Annotated in this window: 20 protein-coding genes and 1 tRNA gene; 6 read left to right on the top strand and 15 right to left on the bottom strand. The window is 33.0% G+C overall.

The window, feature by feature from the left end; all coding sequences use genetic code 11:
- Positions 1-11 precede the first annotated feature (11 nt).
- Positions 12-1,472 (top strand): aminoacyl-histidine dipeptidase, encoded by a 1,461-nt coding sequence (locus C1H87_RS19990; RefSeq protein WP_102758348.1) that lies wholly within the window; start codon positions 12-14, stop codon positions 1,470-1,472.
- Positions 1,473-1,574: 102 nt separating this feature from the next.
- Here C1H87_RS19990 and C1H87_RS19995 read toward each other — a convergent pair whose 3' ends face one another.
- The 13 genes from C1H87_RS19995 to C1H87_RS20055 all read right to left on the bottom strand — a co-directional run bounded on the left by C1H87_RS19995 (position 1,575) and on the right by C1H87_RS20055 (position 15,564).
- Positions 1,575-2,237, bottom strand: coding sequence for a hypothetical protein (locus C1H87_RS19995; RefSeq protein WP_102757510.1), 663 nt, complete (start codon positions 2,235-2,237; stop codon positions 1,575-1,577).
- Positions 2,238-2,663: 426 nt separating this feature from the next.
- Positions 2,664-3,206 (bottom strand): hypothetical protein, encoded by a 543-nt coding sequence (locus C1H87_RS20000; protein WP_102757511.1) that lies wholly within the window; start codon positions 3,204-3,206, stop codon positions 2,664-2,666.
- Between the two features lie 404 nt (positions 3,207-3,610).
- The gene (locus C1H87_RS20005) at positions 3,611-4,570 is read right to left on the bottom strand and encodes a PD40 domain-containing protein (protein ID WP_158655299.1); all 960 of its coding nucleotides are present in this window, start codon (positions 4,568-4,570) and stop codon (positions 3,611-3,613) included.
- 96 nt (positions 4,571-4,666) lie between these two features.
- Positions 4,667-5,173: a hypothetical protein gene (locus C1H87_RS20010; protein WP_158655300.1), complete on the bottom strand. Its 507-nt coding sequence runs from the start codon at positions 5,171-5,173 to the stop codon at positions 4,667-4,669.
- Positions 5,174-5,410: 237 nt separating this feature from the next.
- Entirely contained in the window at positions 5,411-6,574 is a 1,164-nt protein-coding gene (locus C1H87_RS20015; RefSeq protein WP_158655301.1) for an acyltransferase family protein, read from the bottom strand.
- Positions 6,575-6,647: 73 nt separating this feature from the next.
- Positions 6,648-7,346 carry a LytTR family DNA-binding domain-containing protein gene (locus C1H87_RS20020; RefSeq protein ID WP_158655302.1) on the bottom strand — a complete coding sequence of 233 codons (699 nt, stop codon included), beginning with the start codon at positions 7,344-7,346 and terminating at the stop codon, positions 6,648-6,650.
- Positions 7,347-7,901: 555 nt separating this feature from the next.
- Positions 7,902-9,293, bottom strand: a complete 1,392-nt coding sequence (locus tag C1H87_RS23470; RefSeq protein ID WP_199769312.1) for an ankyrin repeat domain-containing protein — start codon at positions 9,291-9,293, stop codon at positions 7,902-7,904.
- 135 nt (positions 9,294-9,428) lie between these two features.
- On the bottom strand, positions 9,429-9,653 hold the full coding sequence (gene yidD / locus C1H87_RS20030; protein ID WP_102757516.1) for a membrane protein insertion efficiency factor YidD: 225 nt from the start codon (positions 9,651-9,653) through the stop codon (positions 9,429-9,431).
- Positions 9,654-9,848: 195 nt separating this feature from the next.
- The gene (gene cysS, locus C1H87_RS20035) at positions 9,849-11,330 is read right to left on the bottom strand and encodes a cysteine--tRNA ligase (RefSeq protein ID WP_102757517.1); all 1,482 of its coding nucleotides are present in this window, start codon (positions 11,328-11,330) and stop codon (positions 9,849-9,851) included.
- 34 nt (positions 11,331-11,364) lie between these two features.
- Complete coding sequence (locus C1H87_RS20040; protein WP_102757518.1) at positions 11,365-11,727, bottom strand: four helix bundle protein; 363 nt, start codon at positions 11,725-11,727, stop codon at positions 11,365-11,367.
- Positions 11,728-11,765: 38 nt separating this feature from the next.
- Positions 11,766-12,443 (bottom strand): GTP cyclohydrolase I FolE, encoded by a 678-nt coding sequence (folE, locus tag C1H87_RS20045; protein ID WP_102757519.1) that lies wholly within the window; start codon positions 12,441-12,443, stop codon positions 11,766-11,768.
- A 385-nt stretch (positions 12,444-12,828) separates the two neighbouring features.
- Positions 12,829-14,370: an OmpP1/FadL family transporter gene (locus C1H87_RS20050; protein WP_102757520.1), complete on the bottom strand. Its 1,542-nt coding sequence runs from the start codon at positions 14,368-14,370 to the stop codon at positions 12,829-12,831.
- A gap of 30 nt (positions 14,371-14,400) precedes the next feature.
- Positions 14,401-15,564 carry a hypothetical protein gene (locus tag C1H87_RS20055; protein ID WP_102757521.1) on the bottom strand — a complete coding sequence of 388 codons (1,164 nt, stop codon included), beginning with the start codon at positions 15,562-15,564 and terminating at the stop codon, positions 14,401-14,403.
- A gap of 99 nt (positions 15,565-15,663) precedes the next feature.
- Between C1H87_RS20055 and proS the strand changes: the two genes are divergently transcribed.
- The 4 genes from proS to C1H87_RS20075 all read left to right on the top strand — a co-directional run bounded on the left by proS (position 15,664) and on the right by C1H87_RS20075 (position 18,319).
- Positions 15,664-17,142, top strand: a complete 1,479-nt coding sequence (proS, locus tag C1H87_RS20060) for a proline--tRNA ligase (protein WP_102757522.1) — start codon at positions 15,664-15,666, stop codon at positions 17,140-17,142.
- 160 nt (positions 17,143-17,302) lie between these two features.
- Positions 17,303-17,374 (top strand) — tRNA-Glu (locus tag C1H87_RS20065).
- Positions 17,375-17,400: 26 nt separating this feature from the next.
- Positions 17,401-17,652 (top strand): 30S ribosomal protein S20, encoded by a 252-nt coding sequence (rpsT, locus tag C1H87_RS20070; protein ID WP_102757523.1) that lies wholly within the window; start codon positions 17,401-17,403, stop codon positions 17,650-17,652.
- A 304-nt stretch (positions 17,653-17,956) separates the two neighbouring features.
- The gene (locus C1H87_RS20075; RefSeq protein ID WP_102757524.1) at positions 17,957-18,319 is read left to right on the top strand and encodes a hypothetical protein; all 363 of its coding nucleotides are present in this window, start codon (positions 17,957-17,959) and stop codon (positions 18,317-18,319) included.
- A 107-nt stretch (positions 18,320-18,426) separates the two neighbouring features.
- Here the strand turns inward: C1H87_RS20075 and rho are convergent, their stop codons facing one another.
- Positions 18,427-20,106 (bottom strand): transcription termination factor Rho, encoded by a 1,680-nt coding sequence (rho, locus tag C1H87_RS20080; protein WP_102757525.1) that lies wholly within the window; start codon positions 20,104-20,106, stop codon positions 18,427-18,429.
- A 195-nt stretch (positions 20,107-20,301) separates the two neighbouring features.
- Between rho and C1H87_RS20085 the strand changes: the two genes are divergently transcribed.
- Positions 20,302-20,712 carry a DUF4293 domain-containing protein gene (locus tag C1H87_RS20085; protein ID WP_102757526.1) on the top strand — a complete coding sequence of 137 codons (411 nt, stop codon included), beginning with the start codon at positions 20,302-20,304 and terminating at the stop codon, positions 20,710-20,712.
- A 180-nt stretch (positions 20,713-20,892) separates the two neighbouring features.
- Here the strand turns inward: C1H87_RS20085 and C1H87_RS20090 are convergent, their stop codons facing one another.
- Entirely contained in the window at positions 20,893-21,387 is a 495-nt protein-coding gene (locus C1H87_RS20090; RefSeq protein ID WP_102757527.1) for a metallophosphoesterase family protein, read from the bottom strand.
- Between the last annotated feature and the right edge of the window lie 140 nt (positions 21,388-21,527).

The raw sequence follows: 21,527 nt of genomic DNA on the forward strand, positions 1-21,527 counted from the left end.
TAAATAATACTATGAGTACAGAGATAAGACAACTTCAACCCCAACAACTTTGGAATAAATTTGCAGATATTAATGTTATACCTCGCGGTTCTAAAAAAGAGGCCCGTATTATCGCATTCATGAAAGAATTTGGTAAAAATCTGGGTCTGGAAACCATTGAGGATGAAGTTGGAAATGTTATTATAAAGAAGCCAGCAACACCGGGTATGGAAAATAGAACGACCGTAGTTATGCAGTCGCATTTAGATATGGTGCACCAGAAAAACAGCGATACCGAGTTCGATTTCGATACTCAAGGCATCGATATGTTTATAGATGGTGATTGGGTACGTGCAAAAGGTACAACCCTTGGAGCAGATAATGGCTTAGGTGTTGCTACTATTATGGCTATATTGGAAAGTACTGATATTGAGCACCCAGCTATTGAAGCTTTATTTACTATTGATGAAGAAACTGGGATGACTGGAGCTATGGGCTTAAAAGGTGGTTTGCTCACAGGAGGTATTCTTTTAAATTTAGATACCGAAGAAGACGATGAAATAGGTGTAGGCTGTGCCGGTGGTGTGGACATTACAGCAACTAGAAGTTACAACGAAGAAGAAACTCCAGAATTTAAAATTGGGTATAGTATTGAAGTTAAAGGTTTACAGGGTGGACATTCGGGAATGCAAATTCACGAAGGTTTAGGCAATGCCAATAAAATAATGAACCGTGTGCTGTTTGATGGTTTTGAAAACTACGGACTAAGAATCTCTGAAATAAACGGTGGTGGTTTACGTAATGCGATTCCAAGGGAAAGTAAGACCGTTGTTGCTATTGATGCTGTACATGAAGATGCTTTTTTATTAGAAATGGCTCTGGTTTCCAACACCATTAAAAAGGAACTTAAAACCATGGAGCCAGATTTAGAAATTAGTATTTCTAAAGTAGATACACCAAAGCTTATTATGGACCTGGGTGTGCAAGAAGGGGTGACAAGAGCAATATATGCAGCAATTAATGGTGTGTATCGTATGAGTGCGGATATTCCAGATTTGGTGGAAACCTCCAATAATATAGCACGTGTTATAATAAAAGACGGTGCTATTAAAATAATGTGTTTAACACGTTCGTCGGTAGAGAGTTCTAAAATGGACTTAGCGAATACACTTCGAGCTACTTTCGAGTTAACGGGTTGTGAAGTGGAACTTTCGGGAGATTACCCGGGATGGACACCAAATATGGACTCGGCCATTTTAAAGGTGATGACAAAACTTTACGAAGATTTAAATGGCGAAAAACCTCATGTGGCGGCTTGTCATGCTGGTTTGGAATGTGGTATTCTTGGCACTAATTATCCAGAAATGGATATGATAAGTTTTGGTCCTAATATTAAAGGAGCACACTCACCAGACGAGCGCGCTCAAATTTCATCAGCTCAAAAATATTGGAAATTTGTATTGGAGATATTGAAGGAGATTCCTGTTAAATAAGGTTGGTTGAAACGGAATATTTTGTTTAACGGTCTCGTGTATGAGTAGTAGCGGTGTTCTACTCAAAAACCTTTCGGTTTTGCACTGACCTTTGGTTTATATTTATACTTTCAATTTAAAACCTCCTAAAAGGAATTTATATGGAATTGCTCTCATAAGCCTTCCTCTTACTTTTATTTTATTTCCATATAAATCTAAATATCCTTTTGCTGCAAACATAGCATGGCTTTTAGTCCAAAGAATCATACCAATATCTTCTTTAGCTCTTTTTCTGAATTTCCCGCCAAAAGAAGGTGTAACATGATTTTCTAACCCTAAAAGTTCATAGACACTAGGTGTATGGGTGCCATCGTTTAGGGTCTCCAAAGCTAGTTCAAAATCTTCTGGATAAATCGTTCTTCCTAATCTAGAATTATAATCTCCTTCTTTCGCAATCATTTTACACATTGAAGCATAACATATATGTGCAAACTCTCTATACTTATTATAAAGTTCTATTGAAGCACCATCTTCTTCATAGTCTCCAAGAATAAAACTCGCATCTTTTTTTACAAGTGCCAGTTCATTATTAGTGAACGAAATTTGGGCGCTATTTTTTAAGGTTACTTCATAAATACCGTCATTAGAGGTATAACTAATAGCTTCTTCACCATAAGTGTACATTGCTGCTTTAATAATGGCAATTGAAGCACAGTTACCTTCACGTTCTCCTTCAAAGTCTTTACCCTGATAAAAAGCTGTAAAAATAAATTGATTCTTTTTCATGTTATTTATTGCTTTAATTGTGTTATAATTTTTGTCGTTTAAATTACTGGCAATGCAAAGATAAGGTTCCGTTTCAATGAACTTTATCTTTTGTTAAACTAATATATACGAAATTTTTTACAAAATCAAATAGGAGAATTATATTTAGAATACAGGATTATACCCAGAACTTTCGAGTGAGCATAAACCATATGAATATACTCAAAAATATTGGAAGTTTGTATTGGCGATTTTTGAAGGAGGTTCCTGTTAAGTAAAATTAGTTGAAACGGAATGTTTCGTTTAACGTGTTTGTATAAGATTAGTTGCGTGTTTAAGCACCTAATTTAGAAATACAAACCGAATAGAAAACCTGTAAGTATTTTCTTTTGTAAGTAATCTAGACTAACAATAAATTGTATACGGTGTTACCCAACGTTTTTTTTATTATTCATACAGTTCGTTAATATTAATATTCTTTTCGTCTTTCAGATAATTTCTTACAAGATTATTATAGCATTCTAGATTGTCATAAACCTGACAACCAAGTTCGAAGTTTTCTATTCCGTATTTCTTAACATTTTTCGATAAATTTCCTGAACCAACAAGTCCACCAGAAAAATACTTAATCTCCTTATTTTTTAAATCAGCTTTAAATCGGTTTGTTATTTTTTCGCAATCCAATTCGTGATATTCAGAAAGTCGGTTTTGGATTTGTTCACTTTCGTAGATTTGAGCAATTAAGTATAGATTTAGAACTAAACAAATTCCAAATGCTCCAATCATTATTTTGGTCATTAAATTCCGCCAATTTTTATTGAAATAGTATAGTCCAACGCATAAAATTCCAATTCCAAAAAATACTTTAGCGTATTCCAATTCGCCAGGATTAAAGCTTGTCTCATTATAAGCATTGTACTTGTTATAAATAGACAATCCAAATGCTGAAATTCCTAAAATCAGAAGTATGTATTTTGTTCTAACGTTCAATTTTTTTCAAATGTTGGGTAATGCAAAGATAAAGTTCCTTTTCAATACTGAAACGAGTTCAGCACAAGTGAGCTTTATGAGTTGTTAAACGAAGGTAGACGAAATTTTTCACAAAACTAAGTAGGAGAATTATATTTAGAATACAGATTATACCAATAACTTTCGGGTGAGCATAAATCGTATGAATACGCTCAAGAATATTGGAAGCTTGTATAGGAGATTTTGAAGGAGATTTCTTTTAAGTAAAATTGGTTGAAACGGAATGTTTCATTTAACGGTATCGTGTATGAGTAGCGGTGTTCTACTCAAAAACCTTTCGGTTTTGCACTGACCTTTGGTTTATATTTATACTTTCGTTTTATAACCTAAACCGCTGTTACTTATACACAATTTTAGGTGCAGCCTTATTCATATTTCTTTCTTTTCTCATCGATAAAATCTGCGGAAATGTAATAAATGTTTAATTCACCGTTGTCTGAAGTTTGATGCTTTTTTCTAATTTTCTCTAAGTTCTCGTTTGCTTGAGATGGATATTCACTGTTAATACGGTTACTAGAAAAAATAAAAAACTTCCCGTCTAAAGTCACATATGGGCACATTTCGTGAGCTTCTGAATTTATAGGTTCGCCTAAATTCTCAGGTTTTGTCCAATCTTCTCCAATTTTATAACTTATGTACAAATCTCCCTGTCCAAGACTATTGTTATAACCTCGGAATATAATATAATCCTCCTTAGGTGAAACAAAAGGATCTCCCTCTCCATTTTTACTGTTTAATGTATTCGAAAGTTTTTCCGCTTTATAGTTGCCCTCGGTGTTAACGGCTCTATACATATCACCTGTGTCCCAAATGTTAAAGTAAATATCTCCTTTTTTTGTTATTGAGCTGTAATATGCACCTTGCATTCCTAAATCAAGATATTTTGGCTCGCTCCAAGTAGAGTTTTGTTTCTCAACATACCAAATATTGGTTTTTCCCGATGAGTCTGTTTTATTTAAAGGGCGTTCCGAGGTGAAATATAATTTGTCTCCTTTTGGAGAAAACAAAGGGTCGTATTCTGAAAATTCCCCTGAAAATTTTGTTATTCTAGCTTTTGTCCATTTACCATTATCATCCAGCTTTGTATGACATATAATTCCTTTCTCGGGAGTATTAGTTGTAAAGAAAAATTCTTTCCCGTCAGGTGAAAATGTTCCATTGTATTCATCAAGGGAGCTAGAAATAAGCTCAGGGGACAATAGAATTGGAGTTTTTGTAGGCTTCATATCCATATATATGCCATTCACTTCATCTTCTATTTGGTTTTTACAACTTGAAATTGACATTAAAAGGGATAATGCAATTACGATTTTTATGCTCTTCATAGGTGATTTTCGGTTACACCTAATGCAAAAGATAAAGTTCCGTTTCAATACAGAAACGAGTTCAGCACAAGTGAACATTGTTCTCAGCAGTTTTCATTATTCTATTCTTTTAATTTTTGTCGAATCTTTGGATTTCCAAGAAATCCCTCCATTGTACGATTCCTGTTGTACAACTGTATATTCATCTTTTTTTATATCAATGTACTTTAATCGTTGAAGATAATCAGTTTTACGAGACCCCCCAATTCTAAGAGTGTAAAGCGATTTTCCTTCAGCTATCCATAAATATTTAGAATATCCGCCTGAATTAAATACATATGTTTCTTCCCAAATATTGGAGGCAGGATTAACATATCCATGAGACCGATAAGAAAATGTTGTGTCTGACATCACAAAAGTTTGTGTAAGTACACATCCTTCGATATCAAGCTTAGTTATGAGCCGTCCAATATAAACTTCAACACTATCTTTAATGGTGTATTCCTCCCATTCCCCCAAGAATGGATAGACCACTTTATGAGCATCCGAATTGCAACTGCTACTTTGGCTATAGGCCATAATTGTTTGACTCAACAAAATGTATAAAATTATTTTCACTTTCATAATCGATTATTTATTCACTTTGACATCATGTTCAATTGCTGAGAATGCAAAGATAAAGTTCCGTTTCAATACTGAAACGAGTTCAGCACAAGTGAGCTTTATCGGTTGTTAAACGAAGGTAGGCGAAATTTTTTGCAAAATCAAGTAGGGGAATTATATTTAGAATACAGGATTATACCAAGAACCTTCGGGTGAGCATAAACCATATAAACATGTCTTTTAGTACTTTTCTAAGGCCTATTTTATATTTTTTCTCTTCATTCCAAAAAGAAACCTTATTGTATTATTTGGACGAATAAATAAATGATAAACGAGAAAAGTAATGGCGAAACATATAATTAATAAAAACAAAAGCTTTAAAGAAATATTGTCTTTAGTTCTTACTACATAAAAACCTACAATTACAATTACTGTTTGATGTAAAATATAAAAGGGGTACACAGCAGTATTCATATAATTTAAGAGTTTACTACTTTTATTTAAATATTTTTTACCATAACCTAAAAAGGTGAATACCCACATCCAAGAATTAAAATTTATAATACCAATAAAAAGATAGGTTTGGGGTTTTTCAATCCAGTTATCCCAAACGTCAAATGGTTCCCAACTATTCCATCTTAAGATATTAATTATTAAGATTGACAAAAAAGCAAAACTTAAGAATAAATGTCTTTTTGTTTCAATAATTGTCATTATTTGTTGAAATCTAAAAAGTAGTAATCCTGCAATAATGAAAAATATAAAAAATGAATGCCTTCCCCAATCATTTATTAAATCATATGTAGTTTTATAATAAAAAGATAGAAATGTGCAAGGAAGAATTGCTATTAAAATGAACACAAATATGGAAACGGGTTCTTTGAAAAAAGAACTTAAAGCTTTAGTTATTCGATTGTTTTTCTTTAATAATAAGAATAATGGAATTGATAGGATATTATAACAAAATAAATAGGGGATAAACCATAAATGTAACCAGTGAAAATTTCCATTTGGCCACCATTTAAACTCTAAAAAAGATTGATAAAATTCAAAGTAGCTTTGGTCAATCCCTTCTAATTTTCGTTCAAAATATATTTGGGGAGCTACAAGGATAAAAGTCCAAATAATTGTAGGGATTATTAAACGTATAAATCGTTGAATAGTGAATGCTTTCCAATTTAATCGTAGCATAAGAATATAAGAGATGTATCCCGAAACAAAGAATAGCAAAGGCATTCTAAAAGATGCCATCCAATAGTTAATTTCTAAAAGCACATTACTTGTTTCTTTATTTTTGATATGCCAACCCCATTCAGCCACAAAAACCATAAAAACGTGATAAATAAACATCATTATAATGGCTATAACTCTTAAAAAATCAATGTAATAATATCGTGCTGTTTTCATTTCTTGTTTTTTCAACAAAAATAGATTTACAACAATACATAATTTGTTTTTTGTGATGAAAGACAAGGTTTTGTGACTATAAACAAGACTATGAAATATTTTTCATTGTCTTGTTAAAAATCTTAATCATATTTCTTGAAACGGGCACAACAGATTCATTAATTTGAAGTTGGTAACCTTGTGCGTTTCCATTGATTTTATTTACGTAATTACAATTAATTAAATAAGAACGATGGGTTTTAATAATGTTTGGATATGTTTTTAAAAGAGCATCTAAACTTTTTAATGTAGTTCTTATTAGTTTTTTCTTTGGTTTTTCTTTATCAAAATATATTTCTATGTAATTACCTTCTGATTTAGCATATATAAATTGATTAATATCAAATTCAAAACCTTCTATGTTTACAATATCTGTTTTTAGTTTAACTAAAGTTATTTTCTCATTAATAAAGTTATTTAATATCGTTGCATTATTGATATGTTTACTATTTAATAAATTAAAATTTATAGGAATTAGAATAACAACAAATAATGTGCCCACTAAAAATGTATTTGTTATTTCTTCAAACAAATATTGCCAAGACCAATTATTAAGGTTGTCGTAAATAATATCTCTAATCAAAAATTGAACTAAACCTATAATAAAGAAAATAAAGAAAATAAAAAGTATTTCTTTTAAAATATTCCAATTGTCTTCTTTTTTTAATTTTCCTAAAATGAATGCTATACTATAAATAACAATGGGAGGAGTTAATGCATGAATTATTGATATCCAGAAATAATTCATTTTATGTTCTGAATATTCAACATTGAAAGGCTTAAATGCAAAATTGAAAAAGAAAGTCATAAAAAAAAACAGAGCAACTATTATCTTAAGGCTTTTTCCTTTATAATAAAAAGGATAAGGTTGTAATAGAAAATGTGTGATTTTATTTTTCAAATTTGAAGTGTAACTCGTTTTTTTAGGCATTAAAGACAATGCAAAGATAAAGTTCCGTTTCAATACTGAAACGAGTCCAGCACAAGCGGGCTTTATCAACTGTTGAACGAAGTTAGGTGAAATCTTTTATAAAATCAAGTAGGAGAATTATATTTAGAATACAGGATTATATCAAGAACCTTAGGGTGAGTATAAAACATATGTATATACTCAAAAATATTGGAAGTTTGTATTGGAGATTCCTGTTAAGTAAAATTGGTTGAAACGGAATGTTTCGTTTAACGGTATCGTGTATGAGTAGAAGCAGTGTTTTGCTCAAAAACCTTTTGGTTTTGCACTGACCTTTGGTTTATATTTATGCTTTTTCTCTATGATTTAAACCACTGTTAATTATGTGCGCAGTTATCTGTTTCTTTCTTTTATTTCATTAATTATTTCTGTACTCACCCAATAAATATCCTGATTCCTTGTATAAAACAAATATTTTCCATCTTTAGTCACAACAGGACAATATTCATAATATTGTGTATTTATTTCCTTCCCCATATTGACTGCTTTTGTCCATGAACCATTCGAGTCCTTAAAACTTATGTATAAATCTCCACGTCCATAACTATCATCTTCTCTTGTAGAACAAAAAATGATATAAGATTCATCTGGAGATATAAAAACATCCGCTTCATAAGCTTCTGTATTTATTGAATTGTCAAGAGCCACAGGCTTTTGAAATTCACCATCAATAAATTTTGAGTAGTAGATATCGTGGTTGGTTTCTTTACCTTTTTCAGTAGCATGCCCATCTGATGAAAAATACATGGTTCCATCATGTGTAAACGAAATATAATATTCATCTCCATTCGTGTTAATATTTGTCCCAGTATTAATGGGTTCAGACCATCCGTTCTTATCCTTTTGGACATACCAAATGTCAACATCTTTAGGTTCTCCCAAACCATCCAAGGCTCTTTTCGAGATGAAGTATAATCTGTTTTCATCGTTAGATAAAAATGGGTCATTGAAACCATAGCGATCATGAGAGAGTATTGTTTTTGGCTTAGACCATTTATCTCCTATAAGTTTTGAATATCGGATTTCACTTTTCCCGTCCGTATCCACACCAAAATAAAATTCTGTGCCATTTGAATTAAAATATGAACCAAATTCCTGTTCTTCGGTAGAAATAAAGTTCGGTGCGAATAGTTTTGGTGTTAACCCAGGATCGGGTTGCCCCATATATTTTCCTTTCATTTCAATAGAGCGAACCTTATTCTGATCTGCTCCCAATAAAAGTAAAAACTTAGAGATTTCTTTTGCATTCAATCTTTGTGAAATTTCCAAGGCTGTACTTCCCCTTTCATTTGTGCAATTGATATCAATACCACTACTAACTAATTTTTTAATAAATGTACTGTCTTTCCTTGTCACTGCCTTTTCCATAAGCGACCCTCCGTATTTGTCTATCCAGTCATTATTGGGTTGTAATTCAAGTAACAAGTCAAAATATTCTTCGTTACCAAAATGAACTGCGATATGCATTGGGATTTTTTTCTGGAAATCTTCCCCATTGATGTTTATTTCTTTTTGAACCAGGAAATCAAAGACTTCTTTTTGCTTACAGGCAACGGCCCAATGTAATAAAGACCTACCGCGATTATCCTTTACATCTATTGCGTTATTTATTAACATACTATCCAATCTCACCAAATTACCTTGGCAAACTGTTCTATGTATGTTTTGTGCAGATACACTTAGACCGGTCAAGGAAAAAACGAGAATAAATAATGTTTTTTTCATTTTGCTTTAATTGCTGATAATGTAAAGATAAAATACCGTTTTAATGCTGAAACGATTTCAGCACAAGCGAACTTTATAGATTGTTAAACGAAGTTAGGTGAAATCTTTTACAAAATCAACAAGATAAAATAATACTTAAGGCACGGGGTCATGTCCTGAACCTCCCCAGGGATGGCAACTAAAAATACGTTTTATAGCTAACCAGCCACCTTTAAATAAACCGTGTCTTTGTAAAGCTTCTTTAGAATAGTGGGAGCATGTTGGTTGATATCTACAGGTTGCAGGCGTTAATGGTGATATAAGTATTTGATATACTTTTATCAAAAACAAAAACGGTGCTGTTAGTAGTTTTTTTAGCATTATTCTTATTCCCTCGAAGGAGGGAATCTTATTAATTATAGTTCCAATGTATCACTTCGATTCCTTTCATCAATCAAACTTCGATATTTCTTTTACCAAGTTTAATATAGACTTTGAGTAATCTTTTTTAATCGAACTTCAAACAATGAGATTCCTGCCTTACTGAAACAAGTTCAGCACATGTCGCAGGAACTTTTAATTAACCGAAAACGTAGTACCATCTTTACCATCCTTAAGCTGAATACCAACTTCGGCTAATTCGTCTCGGATTTTATCAGATAAAGCAAAGTCTTTATTCGCTCTGGCTTCTTGTCTTAGTTTAATTAATATATCAACGGCTCCGGATAGTTTATCCGTTCCTGAATCACTTTTAGAAGCATTTTCAAGACCTAATACATCAAAAACAAAAATATTGATGGTAGTCTTAAAAAGATTTAAATCTTCGGCAGACAATGTTTCTGAGCCTTCCTTAATTTGATTGATGTATTTAGAAGCTTCAAATAAATGCGAAATTAAAATAGGTGAATTAAAATCATCATTCATAGCATCATAGCACTTCTGTTTCCAGGTGTTTACATCTATTGTAGACGTTTCAGAAGCTTTTAAGCCATCTAACAAATTAACAGCATCCATTAATCTGTAAAAGCCTTTTTCGCTAGCTAATAAACCATCATCAGTTAAATCTAAAACACTTCGATAAGACGATTGTGCATTAAAAAACCTAATCACACTAGGGCCGTAAGCTTTACTAAAGAATTTATTATTCCCAGATAATAATTCGTCTGGATTCACTGTGTTTCCAGTTGTTTTAGACATACGCTGTCCGTTAAGCTCTAACATATTGGCATGCATCCAATAGTTTACAGGCGATTTTCCTTTAGCAGCTTCATTTTGAGCAATTTCACATTCGTGGTGCGGGAATTTTAAATCCATACCGCCACCGTGAATATCAAATTGTTCGCCTAAGTACTTAGTACTCATAGCTGTACACTCTAAGTGCCAACCCGGGAAACCATCGCTCCAGGGAGATGGCCAACGCATAATATGTTGTGGTTCAGCTTTTTTCCAAAGTGCAAAATCCTGAGGATTCTTTTTATCGCTTTGTCCGTCTAGCTCTCGGGTATTATGAATTAAATCGTCAAGTTTACGCTTGCTTAATTTTCCGTAGTCGTTTGTTTCATTGAATTTATGCACATCAAAGTAAACAGAACCATTTACTTCGTAAGCGAAACCATTATCAATAATACTTTTTATAAGCTCGATTTGCTCTATAATATGACCTGTGGCTGTAGGCTCTATACTAGGCGGTAAAAAATTGAAGGTATTTAGAATGTTGTGAAAATCAACGGTATAGCGCTGCACAACTTCCATAGGTTCAATTTGCTCTAAACGCGCTTTTTTAGTGATTTTATCTTCACCGGCATCGGCATCATTTTCTAAATGACCAGCGTCTGTAATATTTCTAACGTAGCGTACTTTATAACCTAAATGTTTTAGATATCTAAATATCATATCGAAAGACATAAAAGTTCTTACGTTACCTAAGTGTACATTACTGTAAACGGTTGGACCACACACATACATACCTACATAACCTTCGTTAATTGGTTTGAATGTTTCTTTTTCTCCAGTAAGTGAATTGTATATTTTAATTTGTTGATGCTGAAAAAGGTGCATAAGCTAATATTGTATTTTGTTAAGTTGCTTGGCGTTAAGCTTTCAAAAAATGATTTTTTAGAGCATTAATCTTATTGGTTATTGATTCCACCTCTAATCTAATATTTTTATAGCTTTCTTCAGAAATAAAATTAAATTCTTTTGAAATTATTGATTGATTTAATAGTTCTAAGGTAGAACTATATGCTATTGTCATGAAGTGTGCCTTATTTTTATTTGCAAGCCTCACCGTTCCCTCAGCAATATTTGAGGAAACCGAAACAGAGCTTCTTCTCATTTGGGAGACTAATCCAAATTTTTCTTCATTTGGGTATAAATCTGTTATTTTATAAGTGTTAACAGCTAGCTGAATGGCCTCTTTCCAAACTTCTAGTTTTTCAAATGAGTAAATATGCATGAATAGGGTTAATTGGCAGTTTAACAACAAGCAAAGAACTAGAATTTTGTATCTAATTTTATATAGTCTAAAAATTCTCTACGAGTTGCTTCTTCTTTAAATTTACCCCCAAATTCTGAAGTTACCGTACTACTTTCAATATCTCTTATGCCTCTGGAATTAACACACAAATGTTTTGCATCTACCACACAAGCAACATCTTGAGTTCCTAAAACCTCCTGAAGTTCTTTTACTACTTGTATGGTTAATCGTTCTTGAACTTGCGGACGTTTAGCAAAATAATCGACTATACGATTCATTTTAGATAGCCCGACAACAGTTCCGTTAGAGATATAGGCGATATGCGCTTTTCCAACTATAGGCAATAAATGGTGCTCACAGGTTGAATAAACAGTAATGTTTTTCTCAACAAGCATTTCACCATACTTATATTTATTTTCAAATGTGGAAGCGCTTGGTTTTCTTTTCGGATCCAGTCCACCAAAAATTTCATTAACAAACATTTTGGCAACACGGTTTGGTGTACCATTCAAACTATCATCGGTTAAGTCAAGACCTAACGTTTCCATAATATGACGCACATCATCCTTAATAATGTCTATTTTTTCTTCGTTAGAAAGTTTAAAGGCATCATTTCGTAATGGTGTATTTGAAGAAGTTCCTATATGGTCATCTCCTAAAGAATCGAATTGTTCGATGTTATTTTCAATTTTCATTTAGCTAAAAAGTGATGTTTTTGATCTGCAAAGATAAGTAAAACACTTTTGTTATGTTTTGTCTTAACAAACAATTAATTATTGGGAATTCTATGATAATATAAATCAAGGTTGCCTTTAAGTTTTATGTTCAATTTTTACCTAAACATGAGGAGTTTTCAGCAAAAAATCAAATAGTTGGTCTTTGTTTTGGGCAATTAATTACATTAAAAATCAAAAAAAAAGGTTGTCTTAAAAGTTATTGTAATTCAATATTGTCAGATGGAATTTGTCGAAACCGATATTGATTATCTGGTAATTTAAAAATATTTCGACAAACTCGATATGACGTTGAACTTACTTTTGAGACAACCTCTTTACGAAATTTCTTGAGCTATATGTGATTCTAAATATTAAAGCTTAAGGACAAAGTTATATTTGAGTTTGAATTGTCTATACTGGCTTCAGGAGCATTATCAAATTCTAAACGGTATAGTTCATTTCTAAACGACCTTTCTGAATGATCGTATGTAATATCCAATTTGGTATTTCCAAAGTTATAACCAACTCCAAAAGAGTAGCCATTTAAATCGCCAATAGTAAAGCCATCTTTATACGGGCTTTCTTCAAGACGGTATCCGCCTCTAAAACTAAATTGTTCATGTTTATATTCACCACCAATTCTATAAGTAGCAGCATCTGTTAGTCTATTGCTTATAATGTTATTCTGTTCGGCAAAATAGGTGTCTGTTGTAGGTCTAAACTTTGTTTTGCTGTAATCTTTACGAGAATAATCGAAACTAATAAGACCACGCTTTCCAAAAACATAAGCAAAACTTCCTGTGATTTTAGCCGGGGTTTGTAGTTTGTATTGCGGAAGAACATTTACAACGTCTGGATTGATAACCTGTACTTCATTAGATCCTCCCTCGTCTCTTACAGTAGCTAGGAATTGTGTGGTTTCTTCTTCAATAGTGTACCAGATAGGGGAGTTGTATGTAAGTCCAAGTCTAACTGCACTAGTTAGTTTTAAAATGCCTCCTAATTGGAAAGAAAACCCATTACCGGTAGTAGATAAATTATTTCTAAATTCCACGCTGTTGACAATAGATCCTGCGTTGTTATTATCTTCAAATAGCAAAGTAGAGCGTTCGTAGTTGATAAAATGAGAATTTAAGTTTACTCCTAAATATAAATTGTCTTTATATTGGGTTGCTAAATTAAATGTGATTTTACCATTATATCCTGTTGAAGCATAGGTATAATCATGATCAAAATTTCCAGGGCTTATATTAGAAGTGTATACTGTATTTGCATTATCATCGTTTTCTGGTTCAAGAATGAATGACTCATAACCTAAAAATGCTTGTTGATGGGAAAAACCGTTAAAAAAACCTATGTCTTGATAAGCATCACTTAGAGACTCTTCTGGTAAAGCAGATATTTGATCTAATCGTTTACCATTTGCATGATCGTAAAAGTAACTAGCTATCGAATTGTTAAAATTAGGGTCATTATCTGTGTTTGTGCCTCTGGCTATCCAATTTATGTCATGGTCGCTGGTTTTTTCGTAAGAAATACCAATTGAAAACTTTCTCCATGGAGAATTGGTATTGCTGGCAAATACAAAAGCAAACCCACCTTGGTCTATATTGAAATTAGAATCGTTGGTGCTATTTAACCCATTATAGTATTGCGTATCGCTATTAGATTCTGAATTCGATAAAGTGAAAGAGGCATGACTTCTGCTAAAAACAGCAGAGCCAGCAGGATTTAAACTTAATCCGCTCAAATCTCCACCCAGTGCTCCAAAAGCTCCGCTTAATGCCCTAAAACGAGCTGTTCCCTGTATATTATCCTGGGAGAATCTTAAGGCATCTGTAATATCTTGAGCATAAATTGTAGACATAGATAGCACACCTATGAACAGTAAATGTAACTTTTTCATATAGACTAGTATTTTTTTTCTTTTATAATTTTAACGACGTCTTCCTCCACTTGATGAACGAGAGCTTCTGCTACTTCCACTATAGCTTCTGCCACCGGATGATCTAGATGCAGAACTCGATCTAGAGCTTCTGCTTGGTGTATAACCTGAGCTTCTAGACGAAGAAGATGATCTTCTGTAAGTATTGCTACTAGAACTTCTGTTTGTACTTGAAGGTTGTTGTCTGTAAACAGTACTCGAACTTCGTCTTGCAGTTGGAGTAGATGACCTTCTAACAGAATTAGCTGAAGGTGTTCTGGAAGTTACTGTTCTTCTTTGTGTAGTTGGATATCTGCGGGTTTCGCTAGAATTGTAATTTCTGGAGCTATAATTTCTGGAATTGTTAACTCTGGCTGATGCGCCCGTACTGCTTCTTCTTGCAGTGTTATATCTTGAAGTAGCAGTACCTCTACCTGAATTACGTGTAGCAGTACTACGTCTGGATGTACTTAAGTTATTTCTACTTATACCTCTTGTTGTTCTATTAGATGCATAATAACTACCCCTTCTACCGGTATTATATGAAAAACCTCTTCTGCTATATCTGTTATTGGCATAGTAGCGATTACCATATCGATAGCCTGTATTGTAATAAGGATACCCCCAATTGTTATAAAATCCACCACCATAAAAAGGAGGGCACCAGAAAGGATCGTAAAAGCCCCAGTTGTTCCATCTGTTGTTCCATCCCCAGTTGTTCCATCCCCAGCCAAATCCTACATTCCAGCCATTATTCCATCCCCAATTGTTCCAACCGTTGTCTACATAGTTTATGGTAACTGTATTGCTATCCTGTCCCCAACCGGCATGGCCTTGGTAATTGTTGGGTATGGTGTCATTTTCAACATAATTATTTCCTTCGTATGAATCTATATCGGTAAAAATAGCATCATCAGAAAAAAGATTTTCGGCTTCTAAAGACTTATTTTTAAAGTGATTTTGATAGAATTTACTATTAGAATTGTTTGGAACTTCAACAACCGTTTGACTTTGAGGCGGAGCGGTTTCAACACCTACTTGTCTCTTTGTACTGCCATAAATACCGTCATCATCTGCACCTACGTATTGGTAAGAGCCACAAGAGGCTAAACCAAATAGCAAACCTAAAATGGCAACAAATGATACTTTCCCTTTTAAGTAGTTTATATATTGCATATCTCTAGAATTTTATTGTTGAACATAACAAAAATAGTTAGTTTTGTTGAACTATTTTTTTATTTAACAAAGTCACAATATTTGTGCCAAAAAAATGATATGAGTAAAAAACTTACTAGTAGAGCGGAAGATTATTCGAAATGGTATAACGAATTAGTTGTAAAAGCAGATCTTGCTGAGAACTCGGCAGTTAGAGGTTGCATGGTGATAAAACCCTATGGTTATGCTATTTGGGAAAAAATGCAGGCAGAGTTAGACAGGATGTTTAAGGAAACAGGGCACCAGAACGCTTATTTTCCATTATTTGTACCTAAAAGTTTATTTGAAGCAGAAGAAAAAAATGCAGAAGGATTTGCTAAAGAGTGTGCAATTGTAACCCATTATAGATTACAGAACGATCCGGATAAGAAAGGAAAATTACGAGTTGATCCTGAAGCAAAACTAGAAGAAGAATTAATAGTTCGACCTACAAGTGAAGCTATCATATGGAATACATATAGAGGATGGATTCAATCGTATAGGGATTTACCTCTTTTAATAAACCAATGGGCCAATGTGGTACGTTGGGAAATGCGAACACGTTTATTTTTACGTACAGCAGAGTTTTTATGGCAAGAAGGCCATACGGCACACGAAACGAAGGAAGAGGCTTTAACAGAAGCTAAGCTGATGAACAATGTTTATGCAACGTTTGTTGAAAACTTTATGGCTATACCTGTAATACAAGGTGTAAAAACAGAGAGTGAGCGTTTTGCCGGGGCAGAGGAAACTTACTGTATTGAAGCTTTAATGCAGGATGGAAAAGCATTGCAGGCAGGAACATCTCATTTTCTTGGTCAGAACTTTGCAAAAGCTTTCGATGTTAAATATGCTAATAAAGAAGGCAAGCAAGATTATGTTTGGGCTACATCCTGGGGTGTTTCTACACGTTTAATGGGGGCTTTAATTATGACCCACAGTGATGATAACGGATTGGTTTTACCTCCAAACTTAGCACCAAATCAAGTTGTTATAGTGCCAATATATAAGAGTGAAGAAGATTTAAATGCAATTACAGAAGTTGCTAATAGTATTTCAAGCGATTTAAGAGGGAAAAATATATCGGTAAAATTTGATAATAGGACAACCCACAGACCGGGGGCTAAATTTGCACAGCATGAATTACAAGGTGTACCATTACGTATAGCTATCGGACCTAAGGATTTGGAGAATGGTACTGCAGAGATAGCTCGTAGAGATACCTTGACTAAGCAAACGGTTAATCTAAATGATTTAACAGACACCATTGAAGGTTTATTAAAAGAAATTCAAGAAACATTATTTAAAAAAGCTTTAGATTTTAGAAATTTACATATTACTGAAGTAGATACTTTCGATGAATTTAAGGATGTTTTAGAAACAAAAACAGGATTTATTTCTGCGCATTGGGATGGAACAAATGAGACTGAAGAAAAAATAAAAGAACTAACAAAAGCTACCATTCGTTGTATTCCTTTAGATATGAATGAAGTAGAAGGGGTATGTGTGTACTCTGGAAAACCTTCTAAGGGTAGGGTGTTATTTGCAAAAGCATATTAATTGAAATTTTTTTCAAAAAAAATTGTTTAGCTATTGTGACATTTAAAAATAGTTGTATTTTTGCATCCGCAATGGGAACATTGCAGGTTATTTGAAAGAATTTTTAAAAGTGTTGCAAGTTTAAATATAATGTTTATATTTGCGCTCTCAAAAAACAAATGGCCCGTTCGTCTATCGGCTAGGACGCCAGGTTTTCATCCTGGTAAGAGGGGTTCGATTCCCCTACGGGCTACAATATTTTAATAATAAAAAGAACAAATGGCAAATCATAAGTCAGCGTTAAAAAGAATTAGAAGTAACGAATCTAAGCGTTTATTAAATAAGTACCAGCACAAAACGACTCGTAACGCTATTAAAAAGTTACGTGAGTTAACTGACAAGAAAGAAGCTGAGACTTTATTTCCTTCAGTAGTATCTATGTTAGATAAACTAGCTAAGAAAAATGTTATTCACGCTAACAAAGCTGCAAACCTTAAATCTGGTTTAGCTAAACATGTTGCTGCACTTTAATTAAAATTAAAGTTTAAAATATTTAAAAGCTTCTCAGAAATGAGAGGCTTTTTTTATGGTACAACTTTTTTAAGTTGTAATTGCTTTAAATAATTTAGAGTTTTATAGAGTTAGATATAAACTGAATTTCTTGAAAACATCATAAAAATGAGGGATCATTTTGTGGTTTTTCATATTGTTTTTTTCTTGTAAAAGAAAATGTTCAAAACTGATTGGTATAATTACACAAAATCTTGCAAAAGTATTAGTATTTGATTTGTAAAAATATAAATTTGCAAATCTAACAAGTCAAAAATCAAATCCTTTGGAAAATAAAAAAGCAATTAAATTAATCGATAAAATTCTAGATAATCTTGACGAAACAGGTATCAATACGGATACTTTAATCGACGATATTAAAGAATTAAGAACGTATGCTTTAGAGGAGCAAATACCATTAGTCGTAAAGGTTCTTAGGTTTACTTACGAGCATATAGAAAAGTACAATTCATTCATGATTCCTATTTTGGACGATGAGCCTACAGGCGAAGAGGAGCTTATTGAAGAAAGAGAAGAAGACTCTCCTGTAGATAGTCTTAAGTATTTACTATCTCTTATGAAAAACTTGAATAACAAAATAAACATATCGGACTTAAAAGAATATAGAAACCTTTTAATGACGTATTAATATAGAAATAAGAAGATAGTTTTCGAGAAACGATATCAAAAAAGCCTTAACATATTTCTGTTAAGGCTTTTTTTTAAGTTTAAGTCTAGTTTAGTTAAGTATGAATGCTAGCCATTCATAGAGATTAAAAACTCTTCGTTATTTCTTGTTTGTTTAAAACGCTCGTTAATAAATTCCATAGCTTCAACTGGGTTCATATCTGCAAGGTACTTACGCATTACCCACATACGTTGAATGGTATTTTCATCCAATAAAATATCATCACGACGTGTACTGGATGATGTAAGATCGATAGCAGGGAAAATTCTACGGTTAGATATTTTTCTATCTAATTGTAACTCCATATTACCAGTTCCTTTAAATTCTTCGAAGATCACTTCGTCCATTTTAGAACCAGTTTCTGTTAATGCCGTAGCAATAATAGTTAAAGATCCTCCATTTTCGATATTTCTCGCAGCACCAAAGAATCGTTTTGGTTTGTGTAGCGCATTAGCATCTACACCACCACTTAGTATTTTACCCGATGCTGGTTGAACTGTATTGTAAGCTCTTGCTAAACGTGTAATAGAATCTAAAAGAATAACGACATCATGACCACATTCAACTAATCTCTTAGCTTTTTCTAACACGATGTTCGCGATTTTTACATGCTCATGAGCTTCTTTATCGAAGGTAGAGGCAATAACTTCACCACGTACATTACGCTGCATATCTGTTACCTCCTCAGGACGCTCATCAATTAGTAAAATCATTTGATATACTTCAGGATGGTTTGCTGCAATAGCATTTGCAACATCCTTTAATAACATGGTTTTTCCTGTTTTTGGCTGCGATACGATCATACCACGTTGCCCTTTTCCTATAGGAGAGAACAAATCCATTATTCTGGTAGAAATTGTGCTTTGCTTTTCGGCAATGTCAAATTTCTGTTGCGGAAACAATGGTGTTAAATGTTCAAAAGAGACTCTGTCTCTAACCACATTAGGATTTTGTCCATTAATTTTACTGACTTTAATTAATGGAAAATATTTTTCACCTTCTTTAGGAGGTCTTACATGACCAAGAACGGTATCTCCTGTTTTTAAACCAAACAATCTAATTTGTGATTGAGAAACATAAATATCATCTGGTGATGACAGATAGTTATAATCAGAAGAACGTAAAAAACCATAACCATCTTGCATGATATCTAAAACGCCTTCACTTTCTATAATGGCATCAAATTCGAAATCAGGTTCTCTGTAACGGTTTCTTCCATCTTTGTTTCCAGTCTCAACATTACCATTTTTTTGGTTTTGGTTACGATGTTGGTTTTTTTGTTGATTATCTCGTCTTTGATGAGATTTTTGCTGGTTATCGTTTTGGTTTTTTGGTTTTTGGTTATTATCCTGTTTCTGGTTATTGTCCTGTTTTTGCTCTTCCTTATTTTGTTTAGTAGGAGTATCAGGTTTAGGAGTATTAGCCTTTTCCGGGATTTCAGCTTTTTGTTCTGTCGAAGCTTTTGCTTCGTTCTGTTTAGGTGTGTTTTTTGCTGGCGTGTTTTTAGTAGGTTTTTGAACACGCTGTCTTGGTTTTCTCGCTGGTTTATTTTCTGTTTTCTTTTCCGTAGTTTCTTCGGTGGGCGAAACAGCAGCTTTTACTGCCTTTGGATCGGCAGCTTGTTGATCTAGTATCTGATAAACTAAATCTAATTTTTTTAATGAACGGTATTTGGGAACGTTCAATTTTTTGGCGATCTCTTGTAAGTCAGAGAGCTTCTTTTCTTTTAATTGCGAAATTTCAAACATTTATTGTTTAATTGAATATATGTATAATACAAATTTTGAGTAATTCTGAAAAACGATCTCTTATTTCTGAAGAATTAACGACTTGTAATAGCGGTCGTTGAGAATTATTAGTGCAATTATACAACTTTATTTTAATTTTTAGAGGTATTTTTTTAAAAGAAACTGTTATTTTTGCTTTCAAGTTTATAAAATGATATGCTACAACGTATTCAAACAATATATCTATTAATGGCAGCAGGAGCCTCTGCTGGATTGGTTTTTGTTTTTCATTTATGGAAAACAAATGAAGGTGTTAGTGTATTTGCTAAAGATAATATGCTATACTTAGGATTGTTCTTAGGTTCAGCAATATTATCGATAATAGCTATTTTTATGTACAAAAACAGGAAGTCTCAGTTTGTATTGGGACGACTTAACATCATATTAAACTTTATTTTACTAGGATTTTTTGTATATCTATCTCTAAATTTATCTGGAGAAACGGCGGTTTCTGAGAAAGGTATTGGGATGTTTCTTCCTATTGTTTCTATCGTGTTTTTGGCATTAGCCAATAAAGCCATCAAAAAGGATGAAGATCTTGTAAAATCTGTAGATCGATTGCGATAAACCTAACATCTTAGTAGTATTAGTGCGTTAAAAACCCAAAGTGAAAGCTTTGGGTTTTTTTATAAGCCTCCCCTAATCCCTACAAAGGAGGGAAACATTCAACCCTATAAAATATAAGTGAAACATGATATATCGAAGCAGTGGGGTAGTCCTTCCCTTTGGGAAGGATTTAGGAAGGGCTTAACGTTTATTAAATTCAATAACCTCTAAATTGTCAATCTTACTACCATCTATAGTAAAACGAAGCATGGTACGTATTTTATGGAAACCGTGTTTACCAACAGCTCCAGGATTCATGTGCAATACCCCCAGTTTTTTATCTGCCATTACTTTTAATATATGCGAATGCCCACAAATAAAAAGTTTGGGTGGATTTTGTCGTATTTCGTCACGAACTCTCATATTGTAAGCATTAGGGTATCCACCAATGTGTGTTATCCAAACATCAACGTCTTCGCACATAAACCGATTATTTTCCGGGAATTCCGCTCTTGCTTTACTGTCATCGATATTTCCATAAACAGCACGTAAGGGTTTTAACCTTTTTATGGCATCAGTTACCATTAAGTCGCCAATATCGCCTGCATGCCAAACTTCATCTACTTGTTTAACATATTTTAAAATGTCGTTGTCTATGTAACTATGTGTATCAGAGAGTAATAATATTTTAATCATAATTGGTTTAAAAATCTTTTAATATATAATTAAGATTCGTGTATTCGCAGGAATAACAAAACTATCTATCTTTGCATACCATATGTTGTGTAAAATTAATATAAGAAAACAGCGTTTTTATAACTGTTGATTTAAATAAT

The organism is Flavivirga eckloniae, from assembly GCF_002886045.1.
Lineage (GTDB): Bacteria > Bacteroidota > Bacteroidia > Flavobacteriales > Flavobacteriaceae > Flavivirga > Flavivirga eckloniae.

What these genes read in the sequence shown, in the direction of transcription:
- C1H87_RS19990 (WP_102758348.1), top strand. Translation starts at nt 12, where the DNA reads ATGAGTACAGAGATAAGACAACTTCAACCCCAACAACTTTGGAATAAA.
- C1H87_RS19995 (WP_102757510.1), bottom strand. Translation starts at nt 2,237, where the DNA reads ATGAAAAAGAATCAATTTATTTTTACAGCTTTTTATCAGGGTAAAGAC.
- C1H87_RS20005 (WP_158655299.1), bottom strand. Translation starts at nt 4,570, where the DNA reads ATGAAGAGCATAAAAATCGTAATTGCATTATCCCTTTTAATGTCAATT.
- C1H87_RS20010 (WP_158655300.1), bottom strand. Translation starts at nt 5,173, where the DNA reads ATGAAAGTGAAAATAATTTTATACATTTTGTTGAGTCAAACAATTATG.
- C1H87_RS20020 (WP_158655302.1), bottom strand. Translation starts at nt 7,346, where the DNA reads ATGAATTATTTCTGGATATCAATAATTCATGCATTAACTCCTCCCATT.
- C1H87_RS23470 (WP_199769312.1), bottom strand. Translation starts at nt 9,293, where the DNA reads ATGAAAAAAACATTATTTATTCTCGTTTTTTCCTTGACCGGTCTAAGT.
- yidD (WP_102757516.1), bottom strand. Translation starts at nt 9,653, where the DNA reads ATGCTAAAAAAACTACTAACAGCACCGTTTTTGTTTTTGATAAAAGTA.
- cysS (WP_102757517.1), bottom strand. Translation starts at nt 11,330, where the DNA reads ATGCACCTTTTTCAGCATCAACAAATTAAAATATACAATTCACTTACT.
- C1H87_RS20040 (WP_102757518.1), bottom strand. Translation starts at nt 11,727, where the DNA reads ATGCATATTTACTCATTTGAAAAACTAGAAGTTTGGAAAGAGGCCATT.
- folE (WP_102757519.1), bottom strand. Translation starts at nt 12,443, where the DNA reads ATGAAAATTGAAAATAACATCGAACAATTCGATTCTTTAGGAGATGAC.
- C1H87_RS20050 (WP_102757520.1), bottom strand. Translation starts at nt 14,370, where the DNA reads ATGAAAAAGTTACATTTACTGTTCATAGGTGTGCTATCTATGTCTACA.
- C1H87_RS20055 (WP_102757521.1), bottom strand. Translation starts at nt 15,564, where the DNA reads ATGCAATATATAAACTACTTAAAAGGGAAAGTATCATTTGTTGCCATT.
- proS (WP_102757522.1), top strand. Translation starts at nt 15,664, where the DNA reads ATGAGTAAAAAACTTACTAGTAGAGCGGAAGATTATTCGAAATGGTAT.
- rpsT (WP_102757523.1), top strand. Translation starts at nt 17,401, where the DNA reads ATGGCAAATCATAAGTCAGCGTTAAAAAGAATTAGAAGTAACGAATCT.
- rho (WP_102757525.1), bottom strand. Translation starts at nt 20,106, where the DNA reads ATGTTTGAAATTTCGCAATTAAAAGAAAAGAAGCTCTCTGACTTACAA.
- C1H87_RS20085 (WP_102757526.1), top strand. Translation starts at nt 20,302, where the DNA reads ATGCTACAACGTATTCAAACAATATATCTATTAATGGCAGCAGGAGCC.
- C1H87_RS20090 (WP_102757527.1), bottom strand. Translation starts at nt 21,387, where the DNA reads ATGATTAAAATATTATTACTCTCTGATACACATAGTTACATAGACAAC.